16 protein-coding genes and 4 pseudogenes are annotated in these 19,012 nt (G+C 70.1%); 7 read left to right on the top strand and 13 right to left on the bottom strand.

The genetic code is table 11. The features are described 5' to 3' along the window. Positions 1 to 102 precede the first annotated feature (102 nt). Together DEJ50_RS00245 and DEJ50_RS00250 are read left to right on the top strand one after the other, a co-directional pair. Complete coding sequence (locus tag DEJ50_RS00245) at positions 103 to 516, top strand: hypothetical protein (RefSeq protein WP_150205355.1); 414 nt, start codon at positions 103 to 105, stop codon at positions 514 to 516. Between the two features lie 85 nt (positions 517 to 601). Beyond that, positions 602 to 1,108 carry a hypothetical protein gene (locus tag DEJ50_RS00250; RefSeq protein WP_150205357.1) on the top strand — a complete coding sequence of 169 codons (507 nt, stop codon included), beginning with the start codon at positions 602 to 604 and terminating at the stop codon, positions 1,106 to 1,108. A 318-nt stretch (positions 1,109 to 1,426) separates the two neighbouring features. Here the strand turns inward: DEJ50_RS00250 and DEJ50_RS00255 are convergent, their stop codons facing one another. Beyond that, positions 1,427 to 5,638, bottom strand: coding sequence for a trypsin-like peptidase domain-containing protein (locus tag DEJ50_RS00255; protein WP_150205358.1), 4,212 nt, complete (start codon positions 5,636 to 5,638; stop codon positions 1,427 to 1,429). Then, a complete protein-coding gene (locus tag DEJ50_RS00260; protein WP_150205360.1) occupies positions 5,631 to 5,948 on the bottom strand; it encodes a CU044_2847 family protein in 318 nt (105 codons plus the stop codon). Before DEJ50_RS00260 ends, DEJ50_RS00255 begins: the two co-directional genes overlap by 8 nt. 106 nt (positions 5,949 to 6,054) lie before the next feature. Between DEJ50_RS00260 and DEJ50_RS00265 the strand changes: the two genes are divergently transcribed. Continuing rightward, positions 6,055 to 6,780, top strand: a complete 726-nt coding sequence (locus tag DEJ50_RS00265; protein WP_150205362.1) for a hypothetical protein — start codon at positions 6,055 to 6,057, stop codon at positions 6,778 to 6,780. Positions 6,781 to 7,281: 501 nt separating this feature from the next. On the opposite strand, the gene DEJ50_RS00270 is transcribed toward DEJ50_RS00265, so the two are convergent. Together DEJ50_RS00270 and DEJ50_RS00275 are read right to left on the bottom strand one after the other, a co-directional pair. Next, positions 7,282 to 7,617 (bottom strand): hypothetical protein, encoded by a 336-nt coding sequence (locus tag DEJ50_RS00270; protein WP_150205364.1) that lies wholly within the window; start codon positions 7,615 to 7,617, stop codon positions 7,282 to 7,284. A gap of 559 nt (positions 7,618 to 8,176) precedes the next feature. Next, positions 8,177 to 8,908, bottom strand: a complete 732-nt coding sequence (locus DEJ50_RS00275; protein ID WP_006376607.1) for a hypothetical protein — start codon at positions 8,906 to 8,908, stop codon at positions 8,177 to 8,179. A 70-nt stretch (positions 8,909 to 8,978) separates the two neighbouring features. Here DEJ50_RS00275 and DEJ50_RS34290 point away from each other — a divergent pair. After that, a pseudogene (locus DEJ50_RS34290) lies at positions 8,979 to 9,131 on the top strand (transcriptional regulator); the annotation flags it as partial. Between the two features lie 210 nt (positions 9,132 to 9,341). On the opposite strand, the gene DEJ50_RS35100 reads toward DEJ50_RS34290, so the two are convergent. Both DEJ50_RS35100 and DEJ50_RS00290 read right to left on the bottom strand, forming a co-directional pair. Then, a complete protein-coding gene (locus DEJ50_RS35100; protein WP_263399235.1) occupies positions 9,342 to 9,464 on the bottom strand; it encodes a hypothetical protein in 123 nt (40 codons plus the stop codon). A 345-nt stretch (positions 9,465 to 9,809) separates the two neighbouring features. Beyond that, positions 9,810 to 10,181, bottom strand: a complete 372-nt coding sequence (locus tag DEJ50_RS00290; protein ID WP_150205366.1) for a MerR family transcriptional regulator — start codon at positions 10,179 to 10,181, stop codon at positions 9,810 to 9,812. 116 nt (positions 10,182 to 10,297) lie between these two features. Here DEJ50_RS00290 and DEJ50_RS00295 point away from each other — a divergent pair, with 116 nt between their 5' ends. Both DEJ50_RS00295 and DEJ50_RS00300 read left to right on the top strand, forming a co-directional pair. Then, positions 10,298 to 10,951, top strand: coding sequence for a class II aldolase/adducin family protein (locus tag DEJ50_RS00295; protein ID WP_223837488.1), 654 nt, complete (start codon positions 10,298 to 10,300; stop codon positions 10,949 to 10,951). Continuing rightward, positions 10,951 to 11,364, top strand: a complete 414-nt coding sequence (locus DEJ50_RS00300; protein WP_150205370.1) for a carboxymuconolactone decarboxylase family protein — start codon at positions 10,951 to 10,953, stop codon at positions 11,362 to 11,364. Before DEJ50_RS00295 ends, DEJ50_RS00300 begins: the two co-directional genes overlap by 1 nt. 137 nt (positions 11,365 to 11,501) lie before the next feature. On the opposite strand, the pseudogene DEJ50_RS00305 reads toward DEJ50_RS00300, so the two are convergent. From DEJ50_RS00305 to DEJ50_RS00340, 7 genes and pseudogenes are all read right to left on the bottom strand, one after another. After that, positions 11,502 to 12,735 (bottom strand): annotated as a pseudogene (locus DEJ50_RS00305) (ABC transporter permease). Next, on the bottom strand, positions 12,732 to 13,430 hold the full coding sequence (locus DEJ50_RS00310) for an ABC transporter ATP-binding protein (RefSeq protein WP_150205372.1): 699 nt from the start codon (positions 13,428 to 13,430) through the stop codon (positions 12,732 to 12,734). The pseudogene DEJ50_RS00305 and the gene DEJ50_RS00310 overlap by 4 nt, the downstream one beginning before the upstream one ends. Before the next feature lie 5 nt (positions 13,431 to 13,435). After that, positions 13,436 to 14,110: pseudogene (locus DEJ50_RS00315) on the bottom strand (peptidoglycan-binding protein); the annotation flags it as partial. Positions 14,111 to 14,381: 271 nt separating this feature from the next. Beyond that, positions 14,382 to 14,702 carry a Tn3 family transposase gene (locus tag DEJ50_RS35515; protein WP_150205374.1) on the bottom strand — a complete coding sequence of 107 codons (321 nt, stop codon included), beginning with the start codon at positions 14,700 to 14,702 and terminating at the stop codon, positions 14,382 to 14,384. Between the two features lie 51 nt (positions 14,703 to 14,753). Further along, positions 14,754 to 15,081, bottom strand: a pseudogene (locus tag DEJ50_RS33725) (DUF4158 domain-containing protein); the annotation flags it as partial. Between the two features lie 115 nt (positions 15,082 to 15,196). Continuing rightward, entirely contained in the window at positions 15,197 to 16,564 is a 1,368-nt protein-coding gene (locus DEJ50_RS00335; RefSeq protein WP_150205377.1) for an SMI1/KNR4 family protein, read from the bottom strand. Between the two features lie 217 nt (positions 16,565 to 16,781). Next, entirely contained in the window at positions 16,782 to 17,408 is a 627-nt protein-coding gene (locus DEJ50_RS00340) for a TetR/AcrR family transcriptional regulator (protein WP_150205379.1), read from the bottom strand. A 146-nt stretch (positions 17,409 to 17,554) separates the two neighbouring features. Here DEJ50_RS00340 and DEJ50_RS00345 point away from each other — a divergent pair, with 146 nt between their 5' ends. Beyond that, positions 17,555 to 18,991, top strand: coding sequence for an amidase (locus DEJ50_RS00345; protein ID WP_150205381.1), 1,437 nt, complete (start codon positions 17,555 to 17,557; stop codon positions 18,989 to 18,991). Positions 18,992 to 19,012 lie beyond the last annotated feature (21 nt).

The following is a 19,012-nucleotide window of genomic DNA, read 5'->3' on the forward strand; positions in this document are numbered from 1 at the left end:
GCAAGATCGTCTCATCTGGATCACGCTGCGGGGCCCGCCCGCCTGCCTCTGGCTGGACACATCTCAGTCTCCCGGACGGATTCGGCATGAGAACCTCCACCCGTGGCTACGGAAACCGAGGTCGGAGAACTGTTGCACCAGCGCGGCTGGCGAACGGCATTCACAGTCGCCGAAAGGGTGAACGCGTGGGCCGCCCTGGTGAGCGCCGTCGAGCGCGGCTACGCCGACGACGTCTACGAGTACACCAATGACCTCTCCTGCCGGAACTGGCTGCACGAGGCGTGGCTCCTGCTGGACGACCACATCGTTCAGCTCTGGACCCCGCAGATCAAAGATCTGGACGACCGGTACAAGGCCGCGACCATCGACGACGACGGCATCGCACTCGACCGGTTCCACAGGCTCCCCGGCCCCGACCTGTGGTGGTGGCGGCGACACCCCCGCATCCTCACCGGAGACCTCGGGCGTTCGCTTCGCTCGGCCGGCGCCATCGGTACCGCCCCGGACACAGCCTGACCCTCAGCCGCACGGGATTACGCGACGACTCTCGGCTTGAGACCTGACCCGTAGGAGGTTCGGCGCTTGGCTCGATACTGGTCCGATGAGTCCGATCTCCACCCATCAACGGTTCCGAGACCCACGCAGCACGGGGTACGACTTCCTCGCCTCCGTTTTGGTGCGCTGCCCCGGCTGCGAGCAGGTCGCGCACGTCGAGACGGCACCGGACCTGGCCGGAGTGCACGACCAAGGCCTCTTCGCGCCAAGGCGTCTCGTCTGCCGGGGCTGCGGGACGGCGAAGGAATGGATCCGTGGACGTGTGGCCTTGCACCGGGACCCGCACAAACCGGCCGCAGACCCGTACTTCGACATCCGTCTGTGGCTGCAGATCGAGACTCGCCACGGGTGGGTATGGGCATACAACCTGGAACACCTGGACCTGATCGGACGATTCGTACAGGCGCCGCTACGCGAAGGGATTCCCTGGCACGAGCCAGGCCGAAGGATGACCGTACTGGCCCGCCTGCCCGTATGGATGCAGCGAGCCAAGAACCGCGACGAGGTGATGCGGGCCATCGCCCGTATCCACGCCTCTATGGTCCGCACCTGAACCAGGAGTACCAAGTTCCCCGCTCAGGTGGGTCGGGTGTATGCCTCGCCGGTGGCGAGGACGCGTCCGACCTCGTAGCGGGTGGTGGGCCGTCGGTTCTTCGAGCGGAGCGGTCGTCCGGGGCCGGGGCGTGTGGGTTTCGGTGTACCGGCCCGCCCCACAGACCCGGCTTCGGGCGCCCGGGCCACTGGCGTACGCGCCCGAGGCCGCCGCCGGGGCCTGCGATCCGCCGGCCGCCCGCTGGCGTGGGCCTGGTGGACCTGCCCCTCACGGTGCAGCATCGTGCTGCACCACCGAAGCACCACGCGAGACGTTCTCTCAGTGACGGAGTGGGCAGACGGAGCCTTCTGATGGCCCTGGCAGATAGGCGGCCCGTTCCTGCGAGGTCAGGTCGCGGTTCACGGCACGGCAGATCTTCTCGATCGCCGCGGCGGGCCGGGGAAGATCCACCGCCCACAGCCGCGCGGTGAAGTCCAGGCCGGCGGTGGCGAGCCTGTGGCCGTCGGGGCTGAAGGCCACACCGGCCACCGGAAGGGTGTGGCCGGTCAGCGTGAAGGTGGCTTTGCCCGAGCGGCTGTCCCACAGCCGGGCCGTGTGGTCGCTGCTGGCCGTGGCGAGGACGCTGTCGCGGGGGTGGAACGCCACGGAGTAGACCTCCTGAGTGTGTCCGAGCAAGGTGGTGCGGGTCTTGCCCCGGTCCGTGTCCCACAGCCGGGCCGTCTGGTCGCCACTGCCGGTGGCGAGGGTCTTGCCGTCCGGACTGAATGCCACCGACCTGACGCGGCCGTTGTGCCCCCGCAGCGTGTGAAGGGGGCGGCCTGTGTCCACGTCCCACAGCCGGGCCGTGTAGTCATAGCCGCCGCTGGCGAGCTTCTTGCCGTCCGGGCTGTAGGCGACCGCGAGCACGTGGTCGGTGTGTCCCTGCAGAATGCGGCGGATCGTGCCGGTTTCCGCGTCCCACAGCCGAACCGTCCGGTCGGAGCCGGCGGTGGCCACGGTCTCGCCGTCGGGACTGAAGGCCACCCCGTTCACCGTGCCCTCGTGTCCCTCCAGGATGTGGCGTGTGGTGCCCTTCTCCACGTCCCAGAGCCGCGCCGTCGCGTCGAAGCCGGCCGTGGCGAGGGTTGCGCCGTCGGGGCTGAACGTCACTGCGCTCACCTGGTCGGAGTGTCCGCGCAGCGGCGGGCGGGACTTGCCCGTGCCCACATCCCACAGCCGCGCGGTGTGGTCGGCGCTGCCCGTGGAGACGGTCTTGCCGTCCCGGCTGAACGCCACGGACGAGACCAGATCCGTGTGCCCTGTCAGTGTGGTGCCCGCCTGCGTGCGGTTCACGTCCCACAGCCGCACGGTGTGGTCGCGGCCGACGCTTGCGAGGGTCTTGCCGTCCGGGCTGAACGCCGTACGAAGCACCTGGTCGCTGTGCCCGGTCAGGGACGAAATCGGTGCGGCGGTGCTCGGGTCCCAGAGTGTCACGGAGTAGTCCCCCTGGTAGCCGCTGCCGCCAGTGGCCAGAGTTCTGCCGTCGGGGCTGAACACCACCGATTCGGTGACGGTGACGATTTCGGGGCCCGACTTGCCGGTGTCCACGTCCCACACCAGAACGACGGCGTCGTTGAAGGCGGTGGCGAGGGCCTTGCCGTCCGGTCTGAACGCCACCGCGTTCACGGGCGCGGCGTGTTGGTCCAGGATGCGGCGGGTCCCGCCGGTCTCCACGTCCCACAGCCGTGCGGTGTTGTCGCCGCTGCCGGTGGCGAGGGTCTTGCCGTCCCGGCTGAAGGCCACCGAGGTCACGAGGTTCGTGTGTCCCCTGAGGACGGCACCCGCCTTTCGGGCCTCCAGGTCCCACAGGTGCACGGTGTCGTGGCTGGAGGCCGCGAGGGTCTTCCCATCGGGTGCGAACGCCACCGAGGTCACCCCGCTTTCGTGGCCCGACAGGGTGGCGAAACGCTCGCCGGTTGCCACCTTCCACAACCACACGTCCGCGTCCCGGCCGCCGGTCGCGAGAAGACTGCCGTCTGGACTGAACGCCACGGTATACACCTGATCGGTGTGTCCCTTCAGGGTGTGGCGGGTCTTGCCGGTGGCCACGTCCCACAGCCGTGCCGTGTTGTCGAAACTCCCGGTGGCGAGGGTCTTGCCGTCGGGGCTGAAGGCAACGGCGTCCACCGCCTGGTCATGCCCGGACAACCGGCGCTGCAGAGGGAGGGAGGCGGCGGTCCGAAGGCTGTGCAGGGCTTCGGAGGTGGGGCTCGTCCGGTCGGCCTGGACAGCCAGGAGTGAAGCAAGTTCGGGGTTCGTCTTGCTGATCGTGTCCGACTGGGCGGCCAGCTGTCGGGACAGCGCAGCCTGCCGTTGCTCGACGGCCGTCCGCCACTGCCACAACGCCCCCGCACCGGCCAGCAGCGCCAGCACCAGCAGCGTGGCCAGCACAGTGATGAGGCGTTTGCGCCGCCGAGCGACCGCCTCTTGGCGTTCCCGGCTGGCGGAAACAAACGCCGCGATGTCGTCCGGCAAGCCCCATTGCCGGGACCGGGACCAGTCCACGCCTTCCGCCAGCGCCGTCCCCGCGAGGAGGTCGCCCGGATCGCGCCTCTCGGCCCAGCGTGCCTGGCGTACACGCGTGCGGTCGAGCCAGGCAAGGAACTCGTGATCCAGGCGCACCCACTCCCGCAGTGCTCCCCAGTCACGGATGAGCGCGTCATGGATCAGCTCCGCGACCGGCTCACCCGCAGGCGCGTCGGGGTGTTGGGGATCGCGAAACCTCTGTGTGGTGATGATGCGATGGCGGGCGAGAGTGGCGATGACGGCGTCGGCATCGGCATCGGCATCGCCATCCGGTGAGCCGTCCGGCGATGTGTCCGGCAACCCGTCCGGCAACCTGTCCGGCAACCTGTCCGGGCCGACCGCCAGGTTGCGCAGCTCGTCGAGGGGCACCTGAGCGCGGACGGGGGGAATACGACGACTGCGGTCTGCGGGACGCACCAGCGAGGTGAGGACGCGCCTCGCGATGTCCTGTTGACCGGCAGACAACTGCCCCAGTGCGCTGTCGCACCACGTGGTCAGGCTTCCGGTGACCCCTCCGATGCGTCGGTATGCCTCGTGGGTCAGGAAGCCGTCCTTCCGCCTGCGCCACAGCTGGTCGAGCGCCAACTCCAGCAGCGGCAGCACGGTGACCGGAGCCTGGCGGTGCGCGGTCCCTTCGGGGCTGCTCGCCAGGATGTCGCTGATGATCTGCTCGGGCAGACCCGGTTGGAAGCGGAGTCCTACGGCCCGCGCGGGCTCCACGATGATGGCGTGGAGGTCGTCCGTACTCAGCTCGCCGGGCACGTTGAGGAGACCGGGCGTCGCTGCGGCCAGCAGCTTCGGGGCGAGAGCGGCCAGTTGGTGGTAGAAGTCGTCGCGCATGACCAGAATCAGGCTGAGCGGGCCGTGCTCGCCGGCCGCCGCGGTCATGTCGTCGATCACGGCCAGGAAGTCCCGGGGCCGGCCGTCGGCGCCCGGAACCAGGAGCTCTTCGAACTGGTCGATGACCAACAGGACGCGTTGGTGCTCGGGCTCGCTCGCCAGCTTGTCGGCGACCGCAGCGCAGATCCCGACACTCGCTGCCCCCGGCAGTCCGGCTCGCTCGATCTCCGTCGGCAGGTCCTGCCGGGGCCGAGCCAACACCGGCAGCCACCGGTCGCTCCCCGGCACCTGCCCCTCGCTCAACGCCTGCAGCACGCCGGCCTGGACCAACGACGACTTGCCTGAGCCGGACGGCCCCAGCAGCAGCGTCAGCCGCCGCCCCGAGGCCAGGTTCGCCAGCACGTGCCGTACCGCCTCGCCACGCCCCCGGAACCACTGGGCGTGCTCCGCGGTGAAGGGCTGCAGACCCCGGTAGGGGCAGACGTCCTGTGCCGCCATCTCCGGGCGGATCTCTCGCAGGACCTCGGTCGGGGTGGCGTACGCAATGTTCTGCCCGCGCGCGAACACGTCGGGGGCCGTGATCTCGGTGACCATGCCGACGACCAGGCCGGTCATCTCGTCCAGGACGGGTCCGCCGCTGAAACCGGTCGTGAGATCGTTGGCTTCGGTCAGCTGGAGGAGCGTGTTCGCGCTCTGGGAGGCGGGCAGCAGATCACCCACCGTGCCGAAGCCGAGGTGCCCGTCCTGCTGTGCCTGGGCCGGAAAGCCGAACGACCGGACACGGTGGCCGCCGCATCCCTCGGCGGAGCCCAGTGACAGCACCCGCGTACTCGGTGGTGTTTCGCGCAGCCGGATGAAGGCGACGTCCTCGACCTCGGGTGCATGCCACTCCTCTACGCGTCCCTCCAGTCCGTCCGCACCGGCCACACGGGGGAAGGTCACCCGCAGCCAATCGCCCGGCCCGGATCCGGCCGCCCGGACCACGTGCGCACACGTGACCAGGACATCCTGGGTCACCAGGAAGCCCGCACCCGCCACCTCTCCGTCCGCGCCGAGAATCTGCGCCACCGCTGTGGGCAGGTCCGACGGCGTGCCGTCTTCCGCCCCGTTCCCGCTGCTAGCCATCGTCCTTCCCCCAGGACACGGACACCGTCAGATGGCAGTTCGCCTTGCTCTTGGTGATGACCGCGCCGGCCTCGACGGCGAGGTCCACGCCGAACTCGACGGTGATCTGGTCGGGACGGGCCTTGCGCAGCTGTTCGAGGGCTGCCTGCGCGACCTGGGTGACCGGCTCCAGGGCTTCTTGCAAGGTCTGTGGTACCTCACGAATGGCGTCCCCGATGCGACCGGCTTTCACCGGCCCCTCGCTGCCGACTGCCGTCTCCACCAGTACCGATCCCCCGCCCTCCAGTGGGATCCGGGCCAGAGATGTCAACGTGCCTCCTCGGCCGCTCGCGGGCACAGCGGGGATCCCGTCCAGCATCCGGTGGTCTCGGCATGAGCCGCAGCCCGGAGGGGGCCGTACGAGGGAGCCGGGTGGCTTGTTCGCACAGTGGACTCCTTGGCGTGGCCTCAAAGCCACGCAGCCAATCCAGCTTGCCAGTGAGGCCGCTCGGGTGAATTCTGGATTTGTGGTATCCGTCCGCTGGCACGTTCGCTCTACGTCGCAGCGCCTGCTGATGTACGGCTCCTCGGTAGCCCTGGCTGCAGGAGGTGTACTGATACCCAGCGGCGCGTCGATGGCCGCAGTGACGCCACACCGCGCCGATGCGCCCACGATGGCAGCCGGAATCGGCATTCCCGCCGTGGATTGGGCGAAGGTCACCGATCCCCCGAGTGGCATCACCGCCCGGCTTCCCGGCGATATCAAGGCCATTGAATTGGGCGAGTCGCCCTGCCGGGACTACTCGGCCGCAACGAGCGACACGCATGTGCTTGTGCTCTTCACCGTCTGCGATGTCCAGGAAACCCCGAAGATGAGTGACCTCCATGCGGCGGCCGAGGGATCAACCAGCGCTTTCCGCAAGGAATCTGGCGACATCGCAATTAAGTCCACCATGCGAGAGACCAAATTCGATGGCCATCCGGCTCTCGACCTCCGCCTTTCTGCCAAGGAGGGCGGTCCTGACAGTAAAATCGGCGCCTATCGCTACATCGCCGACGAATCCCACTTCATCATGGTCCAGACCGTTGCCGATGCAGAGAATGAGAAGTCACTGAACTCGATACACAAGCAACTCGTCAGCGAAATCCGCATTCCAGGCTGAGAGAATGTCTCACGTGGTGCTTCGGCGGTGCAGCCTGATGCTGCAAACCTTCGGTCAAGCCCTGCTCTGCCACGGCGGACCGATCGACGGCCCGAGCATCCAGGTCGGCACCGGCGGCTGGGGCGCCATTCCAGTCCATCAACTGACCCTCCCGTACACCCATCCCACAGACGGTGAAGGCCGGCCGGTTCCCCGGAATGCAGGGGGAACCGGCCGGCCCCCGCGGTGCGCAGGCGTCGGGGCGTCGGGGCGTATCCCTCCCCCGCCGCGCCGTCCCGGGAAGGTCGCTGCGACGCCTCCGGCATCCTCACGGATACGCAGTCCCGACGGCCGCGGGTAGGTCGGCGCACGACCTGCGGGAAGCGCCGTCGCAGTGAGAGAGGGCGGCGCATCCGGCTGACGTGCTTCCTATCACGCGCAGCAGCCGGCCCTGCGGCCCAACGGGTCCTCCCGTGGTACCGCCTGGGCTCCCCCCTTCCGAAATCCGACCCGAATGCGCGCTCAAAGCGCAGTCCGAACAACGGACGCAACGACAAGAGAGCCCGTATCCGCACCCAGATCGCGAGAAGGCGCCGAACCCAGATCACCCGCCGCAGCAGCCTCAGCGACCGCACGCACGTACTCCGTGGCCAACTCACCCCGAGAATCCAGAGCCACCAACCGCGCCACGGCATTGTTGCTGCAGGCCGCAATGAGCCAGCCCATGCTGCGCAGCATGTATCCCTGGTTCTCAATGGACCAGCTCAACGTGTCCGCGTCAGACACCCGGGAGGAATGGGCCAGGAACCGTTCCCGGCCATGCTCGCTGATCCCCACGCATACCTGGTCGTGGTCCATCCGGTCAGTGAAGGCCGCGTCGTCATGGAGACGGCCGATCCCGCAGAGGCTGCCACCTTCACCGCGCGCCTGGTGCGTGACCAGCTGGCCGGCCAGACGCCGGAGCCCACGGCCGGTCCGTCGAGGGCGAACCTTCCCGGTCAGAGCACTGGCAGTGGGCCGGAACGTGACGGAGCCCGGGAGCATGTCCAGCTCCCGGGCTCCAGCTTGCCACCCATTTGCGCACACCGGCGGCGTTTAAGAACCGCGGGTCATGTTGAGATCGACGTGTTCTGCCTTTGAACTACAGCGCCACGAGAGAGGCGCCGAGGGGACTTGAACCCCCATCCATCGATGTTCGCCCACGCTCGGTCGATCCGGTGTTCGGCGGCGAATACTGAGACTGGAGCGAGAATCTGAGTTTTACGGGGCCGCCTCTGCCGGGCTTGGGCCACCCCCGCATGTGGTGCGGAGGGAGGGATTCGAACCCCCAACTGACACCCCTTTATCAGCTTCAACATCAGTTTCAGCTTGCGCTCATCGCGCACCCTCCGCTCGCGACGGAGGGCGTATGTGGGGGCTACCGAAAGAGGTAGCCGAATACCGCGTCGCCGACCCGCTGGTCGGTGACCTCGGTGTTGTTCGCCTCCTCGCGGGCGAACTTGACGGACTGCTGGAGCTTCTCGACACGGTCGAGGAGCTCATTGACCCGCCGGGCGGGCAGCGCGCCGGAGAACTTCACCGTGGTCCAGTAACCGACCGGGACGTCCTCGTAGTACACCTCGACCTGCGCCGGGTGCTTCTCCGTGGCCTCGGCCTTCACGTGGTTGCGCGGAACCTTCTTCGTGCGGATGGTCCGCACCGGGTCTGTCTTCCACGAGTCCGTCGAGGGATCCAGGTTCCACGACTCGGAGGCATCAAGCACCGGCAGCTTGCGCACAAAGGTGTGCAGGTCGGTGAGTTGCTTCTCCAGGAACAACAGGTAGGGGACGGGCACCTGGGGCAACAGCACCGTACCGTCGACCACCACGTCCGCGACCGCGGACCGGTTCGCCCAGTCCTTCGTTGCGGTCACGTCGAAGAGCCGCGTCAGCGTCCCGGCGGTCGCCCGCAGGGCGTCCTCGGCCTTGATCTGCACCCGCGTGGACTCGGGCGGCAGTTGCTCGCCCTCCTCGTCCTTGGGCTGATAGGTCCGGGAGATGCCGGCCAGCAGGGCGGGCTTCTGCACGTCCTGGTGGGCCTGGGTGAGTTCCTGGAGAGCCTTGGACTTGACGCCCTTTTCGACTGCGATGATCTGATTCAGCTTCGGCACACGTCGAACCTAACAACTCCGCGCTGCACCTACATCCGATTAAACGCCCGCCCCGCCCTTTCCGGCCGAGAGGGTGGTCAAACACCTGGCGGTGCTGGACGCCGCCGGCCTGGTATCGGGCCGCCGCGCCGGACGCGAAGTGCGGTTCGCGGTCCGCCCCGCGGCACTGGACGCGACGGCCCGCTGGATGGCGGTCCTCGACGCCGACTGGGACCCCCGCCTGGAAGCCGACCTGCTCGGCCGACGGATCGAGTACCTCTTCACGTATGTATCGAGTACCTCTTCACGTATGTACAGCCGCTGGGCAGGCGTTTCACGCTCCAGGAGGTCGTCGACGGGATCAAGGAAGCCGCGGGCCCTGGCCAAGGGCAAGGCCCCCAACCCGACGTGGGAACGCTGCGGCGCTGGGCGACTTCTTCGGCCTCCCGCTCGCCTACTTCATCGACGACGAGGTCGAGGCCCGGGTGTCGGCGCAGCTCGCGCAGATCGCCGCGATGCGCGCCAACGACGTGCGTTCGGTGGCGCTACAGGCGGCCACGGTGGCGACGATGTCCACGCAGGGCATCGAGGCGATGCGCTCCGTATCGAACGGGCGCCGGCCGCTCCTGCCGTGCCACCGACCGTCTGACGCGTGCACTGCCGGTGCAACGCCTGTGCGATGCCTGTGCGATGCCTGTGCAGAGTCTGGCGCTGAAGATCGCGGGCAGCCGTGCGGGGCCCCGCGATCGGATGACCGGCGAGCGGGAACTCAGGGCGCATGGACCGCCGTGACTGGCGTGAGCTTCCCGCGAAGGCGGTGCGCCGGCCTCGGCCTCGGCCTTGGGCAGCATCCACTCGGCCTCCACGGCGGCCTTCGCCTGCGGCCGATACGGCCGAATCCCGGCGCCATGGCAGCCATGCCCTACCAGGCTTCCATCTCCTTCCTGAAGGTCGGGCAGTCGATGATGTCCGGCTTGCTGCACTGCAGGGCGTGCGTGAGGAACTGGTGGGCGTGGTCGAGGTCGATCCTGCGCTGCTCGACCTCGGCGATCTTGGCGCGGATCATGGCCTCGCGAAGGGGCTTGTCCTGCTGGAAGTCGGAGATCTCGGCCAGCGTGAGGCCGGCCTGCTGGCACTTGCGGAGCAGGGTGATGCGTTCGGCCGCCTCCGTCGGGTAGCGGCGCTGGCCGCTGTGGCGTTCGGGCTGGGGCAGGAGGCCGTGGCGTTCCCAGTACCGGATGGCCGAGGCCGGTACCCCGGTGAGCTCGGCCAGGTGGCCGATCGTCATCAGCATGCCGACCCTCTTTCGCTCCGGCGGTTGACTTAAACCTTAGTTCAAGTTGTTTGGTTGCTCTCACGCGACTCGGTGACCGGCGAGCGGTCACCGAGCGACCGATGAGGAGGACGACCATGTCCGAAGCACAAGACCTGGCACGCCGGATCGCGGAGTCCGCGCGGCAGCTGTTCGAGGCGGGGGTGATGTCGCACTCGGGGCACGCCAACCTCAGCGCACGGCTCGACGACGAGCGGATGCTGCTGACCCCCGGTTCCGTACGCGGCCTCCTGCCCGGGCAGGTGGCGACCGTGCACCGGGACGGGCGGGCGCTGGAGGGGAGCCTGCAGTCCTCCAGCGCCGAGATCGTCGCGATGCACGCGGTGGTCTACCGTGCGCGTCCCGCGGTGGGCGCGGTGATCCACACCCATTCGCCCGCCGCGACGGCCTTCGCGGTGGCCCACCGGCCGCTGCCGTGCCGCACCGAGCCGCTGCTGCGCTTCGGGCAGGCCGAGGCCGTGCCGGTGGTGGCCTGGGGGCCGCGTGGTTCGGACGTGTCGGTGCGCAGCATCACCCGGGTTCTGGCAGAGAACCCGACGACGCGGGCGGTTCTGCTGGCCAACCACGGCCTGTTGGCGTTCGGCCCTGACCTGACCGCCACGGCGAACCTGGTGATGGCGATCGAGGAGAGCGCGGAGGCGGAGCTCGCCGCGGCGGCGATCGGCGGGGCGGTGGACTTCCCCGAGGGCGCGCTAACAGCCGTACGGGCGTCGATGGCGCGGGTCGCCTGATGGGCGGCGAGGCGGACGAGGCCGACGAGGCCGACGAGGCCGACGAGGCGATGGAGGCGCTGCGGAGCCGGTTCCGGGTGACGTTCGGGACGGTACCGAGGGGCGCGGAGGAGCGGCTGCGGGTGGCCGGGGCGTTCGGGCGGCTGGGCACCGAGCAGGCGCTCCTGGCCCTGCGTCACATCGTGCTGCACGACAGCCCGCTGGGCGACCGGGTGCAGCGGCTGGTGCACGTCGGACAGTTGCTGGCGCTCGGCCGCGGCGACGCCGCCCGGCTGCACGCCCGGGGCGCGCTGCACGCCGGTGCCACCCTCGCAGAGCTGGTCGGGGTGGCCGAGACCGCCCTGATCACGTCGGGTGCGCCCGGGTACGCCCTCGGTATGGAGATCGTCGCGGAGCTCTGCGAGGACCGCTGATCCCGCCGGCCGACAGCCGGGAGCCGCGGCCCGCGGGCCGCGGCTCTCACGGCACGCTGCGTTCACGTCAGTCGGACCCGCCCGTCGCAATCCGGGCCGTTCGTACCCGGCGATGGCCCCGGTCCGCACGAGCCGGGTCACGGCGCGCTCAGGGCGACCGTCGGGTGGAGGCGGGACGCGCGGACCGCGGGGTAGAGGCCGGCGATCGCGCCGATGGCGAGGGTGGCGGCGAAGCCGCCCGTCAGGGACCAGAGCGGTACGACCGCGGTCCAGCCCTGGACGAGCGCGAAGGCGCACGTCGCTACGGCGCCCAGTGCCGCTCCCGCCACGCCACCGAGGCCGGACAACAGGAGCGATTCCATGAGGAACTGGAGTCGGACGGCGTTCCGCCTCGCTCCGAACGCGCGCCGCAGGCCGATCTCCTGGCGGCGTTCCAGAACCGAGACGACCATGGTGTTGGCCACGCCGACCCCGCCGACGAGGAGCGCAACGGCGCCGAGGCCGAGCATGAGGGTGGTGAGGCCCTTGTCGGTGGCGGCCTTCGCCGCGAGGGTGTCGGAGGGGCGGGAGACCTTGACCGAGCCCTCGGCGCCCGGGTTCACGGTGCGGGCGAGAACGGCCCGTACGTCCTCCACGGAAGCGTCCGAGGAGCATTCGAAGACGGTGGAGGGGTGGCCGTCGAAGGCGAAGTACCGCTCGGCGGCGGGGAAGCCGACCCATGGCGACCCGGTCCAGGTTGGGCACCGGCTCGATGGGCTCGAGGATGCCGACGACCACCACGTACTCGTCGTTCATCATGATCTTCTCGCCGGGCCCGGTGATGCCCAGGCGCTCCGCCACGACGGTACCCAGCACGGTCACCGGGAGGTGCTCGCCCGCACCGTCGAGCCAGACCCCCTCGGCCATCTCGGCGTTGAGGGCGCCGAGCAGGTCGGGCCGGACGGCCTGGAGGGTGACCCCGGCGGCCTGCTCCTCGGGGACGACGTCGCTGCGGCGGATACGGGCGTCGACGTCCGCGGTCGCGGTGGCGGTGGCGTGCCGGACGAGCCCGATGCGCTGCACCATGGCGACCGCGTTGTTCGGCAGCTTCACCTCCTGCCCGAGGGCGTCCTTGCCGGCCTCGGCGGTGAGCAGGTTGGTGCCCAGGCGGTCGAGCCGGTCCATCAGATCGGCCCGGCTGGAGGTGGACAGCCCGACCACGGCAACCATCGTGGCGATGCCGATCGCGATCCCGAGGGCGGACAGGACGACCCGGGCGCGCCGGGCCCGCAGGCCGACCGCCCCGACAGCCAGGACGTCCCGGGCGGAGAGCCGGGCCGGCTTCAGCGCCCTGGCCCGCGCAGTCGTCGTACCGCTGCGGTCGGCGTTCATGGCGCCACCTGCCCTGTACGGGAGTCGGCGACCACTTCGCCGTCGCGGAAGCGGACCCGGCGGGGCAGGGAGTCGGCGATGTCGTTGTCGTGCGTGATGACGCAGAGGGTGGTCCCGGCCTCGTTCAGCTCGCGCAGCAGCTCCATGACGACCTCGCCGGTCGCGGTGTCCAGGGCTCCGGTCGGCTCGTCCGCCAGGAGCAGGTCCGGTTCGCCCACGAGGGCGCGGGCGATCGCGATGCGCTGCTTCTCCCCGCCGGACAGCTTGTGCGGGCGGTGGTCGAGCCGGTGGCCCGGCCGGACGCGCTCGAGGGCGGTGCGGGCCCGGGCGCGGCGCTCCCGGGGGTGGCGCCCGCGTACAGCAGGCCGTCCGCGACGTTGTCGACGGCGTCCCGGCCCGCGGCCAGGTGGAAGTGAGAGCTGGGCGTCGGACAGCGCGTTCACGTCGTGGCCGGCGATCCGGACGGTGCCGGTGGTCGGCTTGTCGAGGGTGCCGATGACGTTCAGCATCGTGGACTTCCCCGGTCCGGAGGGTCCGACGATCGCGACGAGTTCGCCCGCGCGGACGGTCAGGTCCACGCCGCGCAGAGCGTGGACGCCGCCGGGGTAGGTCTTGGTCGCGTCGCGGAGTTCGACCACGGGGGCGGCTGTGTCGGTCGTCTCGCGGCACACCGCCTCGGCCCGGGGCCGTGCCATGGCACTCACTGCTTGGCCACCCCCACCTTCATGCCCTCGTGCAGTGCGGGCCCGCTCACCTCGATCCTTCCGTCGACGGTCATGTGCCGGTCTCGACGCGGACCACCGTGGCGGTGGCGCCCTGGACGAGCTGCAGGCCGTAGCCGCCGCCCTCGCCGCGCAGCGCGACGACCGCTTCGACGGGTACGGTCAGGACGCCCTGGCGGCCGGCGCTGACGAACTTCGCGCTGGCGGTGGCGCGGGTGTCCTCGCCCGAGAGCGCCGACCTGCCGGCGTCCAGGGTGACATCGACGGTGATGCCGTCCTGGGCGGACGCGGCGGCGTCGCCGCCCGAGGCCGGTTCCGCCCTGGCAGTGCCGGTCACCTTGCCGGGACTCGGTCCGCCCGCTGGGCAGGGTGATCTCGACCTTGGTGCCCTTCTCCGTCAGGGCCACGTCGCCCTGGTCCAGCCGGGCCCGTACGACCGGGTTGGTGGAGGCGACGGTGAGGACCGCCTTGTCGGGGCCGACCCGGTCGGCGAGGGCCGCGTCCGCGGAAACGACCGTGACCCGGTCGGGCTGGAAGACGACGTCCCCCTTGCCGACGGTGCCGGTGGGCCCGCGGTTCAGGGACTTCTGCCATTGCTTGACGGCGGCCTCGGTGGCCCCGTCGAAGCGCGGGTCGACCCGCAGGCCCGTGCCGGCTGAGCAGGTCACTCCCCACCTCACCAGGAGTCTCCTCGGCATCCCGCCCCAGCTGCGGCGAACGCTCACCTGGGACCGGGGCCGGGAGATGGCCGAGCACCAGGCCATCACAGCCGAGACCGGGATGCCGATCTACCTCTGCACGCCGCGCAGCCGTGGCAGCGCGGCACCAACGAGAACACCAACCGGCTGCTTCGGCAGTACCTGCCCAAGGGCGCGGACCTCCGCACGTTCAGCCAAGCCGATCTGGACGCCATCGCCCACGAGCTCAAGCACCGTCCGCGCAGGACCCATGGCTATCGCACTCCGGCAGAGGTCTACGCTGACCTCCTGAACAGCGGTGATGCGCTGACCGCTTGAGCTCGCCATCGTTTGCTGAAGATCGTCGGCCCCGGATCGCGGATGAACTCAGCGGTCCGGGCGGGTTGCGACTGTTGCTTGCGATGCGCTTGAGGTTCGCCTTGTTGCAGGCGACGGCCTCCAACGGCCCGTACCCGGCGGCCTGCGCCACGCCGTCGGGCAGGTCCGCGCGCCAGAACCTCTGGTCGGCGAGGTCACGAAAGCGCGGGGCGAAGCGGTAACCGAGCATCTTTCACAGGCCGAAGGCCATGTCGGGGTACGAGGTGTTGTCGGTCGCGACCATCTCGTCAGCTTCCTCGTACGGCGTCCTGCGCCGCTCCGGGTGCCGCTTCACGCACGAGGCGTCGGCGGTGCCGAGGCCCGGCCAGGCACTCCACGACCTCCCACGGCACCGCGAGCGGGTCCTCGCCAAGCAACCGGCCGATGCAGCAGACCGTGCAGATCTGCACGGCCATGCCCAACCGGTGCGCGTCCGTACGCCTCAGCGAGATCAGATCGCGGTCGTCTTCATCGAGGAAGAAGAACCGCTCCAGCTCCGGCCGCGTGGGCACCTCGGTGAACGTCCCGTACGCCTCGGCCTGCTCATCAGTCAGAAACCCCACCGGCACGGCCGAACCGCAGGCAGCGACGTCGCCCGCCCGGCGATCTTTCCGTGAAGCCCCGCGGCACTCGCACCCGGTGTGCTCACCCGGGCTGTTCTGCCGGTCCGGCCGGTTCCTCCGGTCAGGCCGCGGGGCCGAGGTCTCCCTCAAGGAGCGTCTGTACGATCTGGGGCCGGTCCCAGAGGGCCAGGATCTCGTTGGCGAGGGCCACGACGGGCAGGTGATCTTGGTCGTGGACCTTGACGGCTGCGGCTTTCAGGGTGCGCGGGACGGCTCCGGCGTCCAGGAGGACGCGCCATTCCTGCGCGCCGAGTTCCAGGAACTCCAGTCCGGTGAGTCCGGCGGCCTCCAGGGGGTCGGCCAGTGTGCCCGGCGAGGCGCTGAGCGCGCGCAGGCGGGGCAGTCCGGCGACCGGCGCGAGGCTGAGCGGTGCACCGGCCCAGTGGTCGATGGACAGGACTTCCAGGGCGGGATGGACGGCGGCCTGGATGGTTTCGAGGCGTCCGGTGCCGACCCTGGCCACGGCCAGAAGCTCGTAGCCGACGCGGTTACGGCGTTCCTCCCGCATCCGGCCCAGCACGAAATCGGTAAGGGAGTCGGCCACGAGCTCGGCGCCGAGGCTCTGCTCGTGATCGACCAGGATGATCTGTCCGAGGTGCCCGGCCGGGCCGGGGGTCAGGTCGACTGCGAACTCGTCGCCGCCGTTGGTCCCGAAGCAGATCCACCCCGGCGAGCCGGCCAGGCCCTGCACCGCGGCGTCGGGCTCGGTGCAGGCCGCTTGCGTCGAGCTGACGTCCCAGCCGGGGTAACGGACCGCTCCGTCGACGGCGTACAGGTGCTCCAGGCCGGAGAGCTCGCAGCCGACCGCCTCGCCGGCGAGCTCCGCCTCCTCGAAGTCGTCGCCGAAGTCGTCGCCCGCGTCCACCCGCGTCACCCGGTAGAGCACCTTGAACTCCTCGGGCAGGGTGACATCAAGGCGGGCTTCGGCGGCGGCGATCTCCTCTTCCGTCGCGCCGACGGCGTCGGGCAACCATTCGCGGAGCGTGCGCTCCAGCAGCTCGAGATCGGCCGAGGGGGCCGGCATCGCTCCGGGCACCGGATGGGGGCGGCGGAGCCAGGGCTCGGGAAGCCAGCCGTCGGCCAGGACAAGTACCCCCAGGTCCGGGTAGCCGACGGCCGGTTCCACAGCCGGGCTGGGCCAGACCAGGCCGAGCATGGTCCTTCCTTCCGGTCGGACCTCCGCCCTGAACGCGATTTCCTGAACTCTGCCGCGTGCAAGAGCCCTCTGTATGCCCTCCACCGCGATCCGCGCTGTCGACGACATCGCTCCACGATGGGCAAGGCTCCACCCGTGTTGGCTGATGCGCCCTGCCACACGGGCGGGCCGAGCGGTACGCCGTTCCGTGTCGTCGCCCAGCGTGAGCCGCAGCACGGGCTCCCAGCTCTCGAAAGCGTCCAGCGATGACAAGGGGGGGCTCTGATCGTCCATGTGCATGACCGTACGCGGAGCCAATGACAGCGGCGGCTACGGCCGGACCGCCCAGTGGTCAGGTACAGCGCTCAGGCCGGCTCCGGCGAGACGTTCGTAGCCAAAGATCATTTTGGTGCGGGGTCGGCCGGTGGCGTTTGCTCGAGGCGGTACAGGTTGGGAGACTCAGGGTCCCCGGCAAGGTAGCAGGCGCCAGGTGCCCGACGTGGTCCGGTCTTCACGAACGCGAGGAGGCCCGGCCGGCCGTCGGCCGCTCCCAGAGGCCGCCCAGATGTGCGTGAAGGACGTCGTGTGCCTCCTGCGGGGTGAGGTGGCCGATGAGGACGTGCGTGGTGAGGCCGTCCGCAAGGGCGAGGAGGGTGCGGGCCTCGCGTTGTGGATCCAGAGGCATGACGCCGTCGGCACCCTCACCGGCTTCCGAGATGAGGCGGGTGAACGCCTCCTGCAGGGCTGCGTAATTCGCCCCCAGTGTCTTGGCGAGCGCCTCGCTGACAGCCGCCTGCGCGACGAAGGCGAGCCAGACCCTGGCCTCGGCGCGGTGCTCTTCGCCGAGCAGTGAGATCTCCGTGGCCGCGTGCCCCAGTGCGGTGCCGGCCGACTGGGCCGGGCTTCTGACGAGGCGGGCCTGTACGCGTTCGCCGATCCGCTCGCCGATGTACCCGAGAGCGAATACGAGCATCTCTTCCTTGGTGCGGAAGCACCGCTGAACGGCGCCCATGGACACCTGCGCCTGGGCGGCGACGTCGCGAAGGGTCACGCCCTCAAGCCCGCGTTCGTCGGCGAGGTGACAGACGGCCTCGGCGATGAGGCGGCGTCGGCTCACGTGATCCACCTGCCTGGGCATGCCCGATCGCCTCCCTGCATCCACGCTCTCACGGCACTCTGCTTCGCAGCGCACTTTATGTGATGCGCCCGCATCGGTACCAGGGTACGGTGACGGCGACGGTTCCGATGCAGGTGCATCGGTACGTAGGGGAGGAAGGAAAGGCCATGCAACTGCAGGACGCCCTGTGGAAGATGCCGGCCGCCGACCAGGCGCAGGCCGTGCGCGGCGGACACATCTCGGCTGTCGAACTGGTCGACAGCCACCTCGATCGCATCGCCGGGGTCAACCCACACGTGAACGCGGTCACCCAGCTCCTGACGGAGCGCGCACGCGAGGCCGCGGCACGGACAGACCGCCGGCGGGCCGCCGGTGAAATGCTGGGGCCGCTCGCGGGCGTGCCGTTCACCGTGAAGGAGAGCACTCCCATCGAGGGCGTACCGACCACGTTCGGTACGGCGCGCTTCCGCGAGCTGGTGGCGTCGGCGGACGCGCCCCCGGTGGGTCGGCTGCGCGCGGCGGGGGCCATCCCCATCGGGCACAGCAACATTCCCACCCTGATCCTGGCGGGGATGCACACGCGCAGCGAACTGTTCGGCGACACGGTCAATCCGTGGGACAGCAGCCGCACCCCGGGCGGCTCCAGCGGGGGCGATGCGGTGGCCGTGGCCACGGGCATGGCGGCGCTCGGACTCGGCAACGACTCCGGGGGATCGGTGCGCATCCCGGCCCAGTTCTGCGGCGTAGCCGGGCTGAAGCCGTCCACGGGCCGGTTTCCGGCGGACCACCGCGTTCTCGGGCCGGACGACCCGGGCTTGGCCTCCCAGATACTGGTCACCGACGGCCCACTGGCCCGGAGCGTGGGCGACCTACGGCTGGCATACGAGGTGCTGGCCGGCACCGATCCGCGAGACCCACGGGCCGTACCGGTACCCGCGTACGGCGAAGCACTCCCCTGGCCGGTGAAGGTCGCGGTCGTGGCGGACCCCGGCGGACACGGCGTCCACCCCACGGTGCGTGGAGCCATCGAGACCGCGGCCGACGCACTCCGCGAGGCCGGATACGACGTGCGCGAGGTAGCGGACGTACCACGGCTGGACGAGGCTCTTGAGGCCTACAGCCGGATCACTGTGACCGAGTTCGCCCCGACCTGGCCGGTGGTGCGGGGGCTGCTCGGCGAGGGCGGGAGCCGCTACATCGAGACGGCGATGGAGCAGACCCCGCCCGTGAGCGCGGACGAGCTCATGAAGCTGATGGGAACCTGGCTGAGCATTCGCCGCTCGTGGGCGGAATTCCTCGACACGTACCCGCTGTTGCTCGGGCCGTCGTTCACCGAGCCACCGGTCGAGCCGGGGCTGGAGTCGCGTGACAGGGCGGGCCGGGACCGGGTCGGTGCGGGAATGCGGCTGTGCAGCGTCACCAGCTTTGTGGGCGTGCCCGGTGTGGCCGTGCCGACGGGTGTGGTCGACGGGCTCCCCGTGGGAGTGCAGATCGTCGGACGCGCGTTTCGGGAGGACCTGTGCCTGGACGCGGCCCAGGCGATCGAGGACCGCCTCGGAGTGTTCACACCGGTGGACCCGCGGGTGGGAGGCCAGGCTGATTGAGCCCTCGCGCGAACGGCCCGG

The organism is Streptomyces venezuelae, from assembly GCF_008642295.1.
Taxonomy (GTDB): Bacteria; Actinomycetota; Actinomycetes; order Streptomycetales; family Streptomycetaceae; genus Streptomyces; species Streptomyces venezuelae_C.

Bases quoted from the DNA above. Each gene is read 5' to 3' on its own strand.
- DEJ50_RS00295 (WP_223837488.1), top strand. From the start codon at position 10,298: ATGTCCGAAGCACAAGACCTGGCACGCCGGATCGCGGAGTCCGCGCGG.
- DEJ50_RS00345 (WP_150205381.1), top strand. From the start codon at position 17,555: ATGCAACTGCAGGACGCCCTGTGGAAGATGCCGGCCGCCGACCAGGCG.
- DEJ50_RS00310 (WP_150205372.1), bottom strand. From the start codon at position 13,430: ATGGCACGGCCCCGGGCCGAGGCGGTGTGCCGCGAGACGACCGACACA.
- DEJ50_RS35515 (WP_150205374.1), bottom strand. From the start codon at position 14,702: ATGCTCGGTTACCGCTTCGCCCCGCGCTTTCGTGACCTCGCCGACCAG.
- DEJ50_RS00290 (WP_150205366.1), bottom strand. From the start codon at position 10,181: ATGCTGATGACGATCGGCCACCTGGCCGAGCTCACCGGGGTACCGGCC.
- DEJ50_RS00335 (WP_150205377.1), bottom strand. From the start codon at position 16,564: ATGGACGATCAGAGCCCCCCCTTGTCATCGCTGGACGCTTTCGAGAGC.
- DEJ50_RS00250 (WP_150205357.1), top strand. From the start codon at position 602: ATGAGTCCGATCTCCACCCATCAACGGTTCCGAGACCCACGCAGCACG.
- DEJ50_RS00255 (WP_150205358.1), bottom strand. From the start codon at position 5,638: ATGGCTAGCAGCGGGAACGGGGCGGAAGACGGCACGCCGTCGGACCTG.
- DEJ50_RS00270 (WP_150205364.1), bottom strand. From the start codon at position 7,617: ATGGACCACGACCAGGTATGCGTGGGGATCAGCGAGCATGGCCGGGAA.
- DEJ50_RS00340 (WP_150205379.1), bottom strand. From the start codon at position 17,408: ATGCCCAGGCAGGTGGATCACGTGAGCCGACGCCGCCTCATCGCCGAG.
- DEJ50_RS00300 (WP_150205370.1), top strand. From the start codon at position 10,951: ATGGGCGGCGAGGCGGACGAGGCCGACGAGGCCGACGAGGCCGACGAG.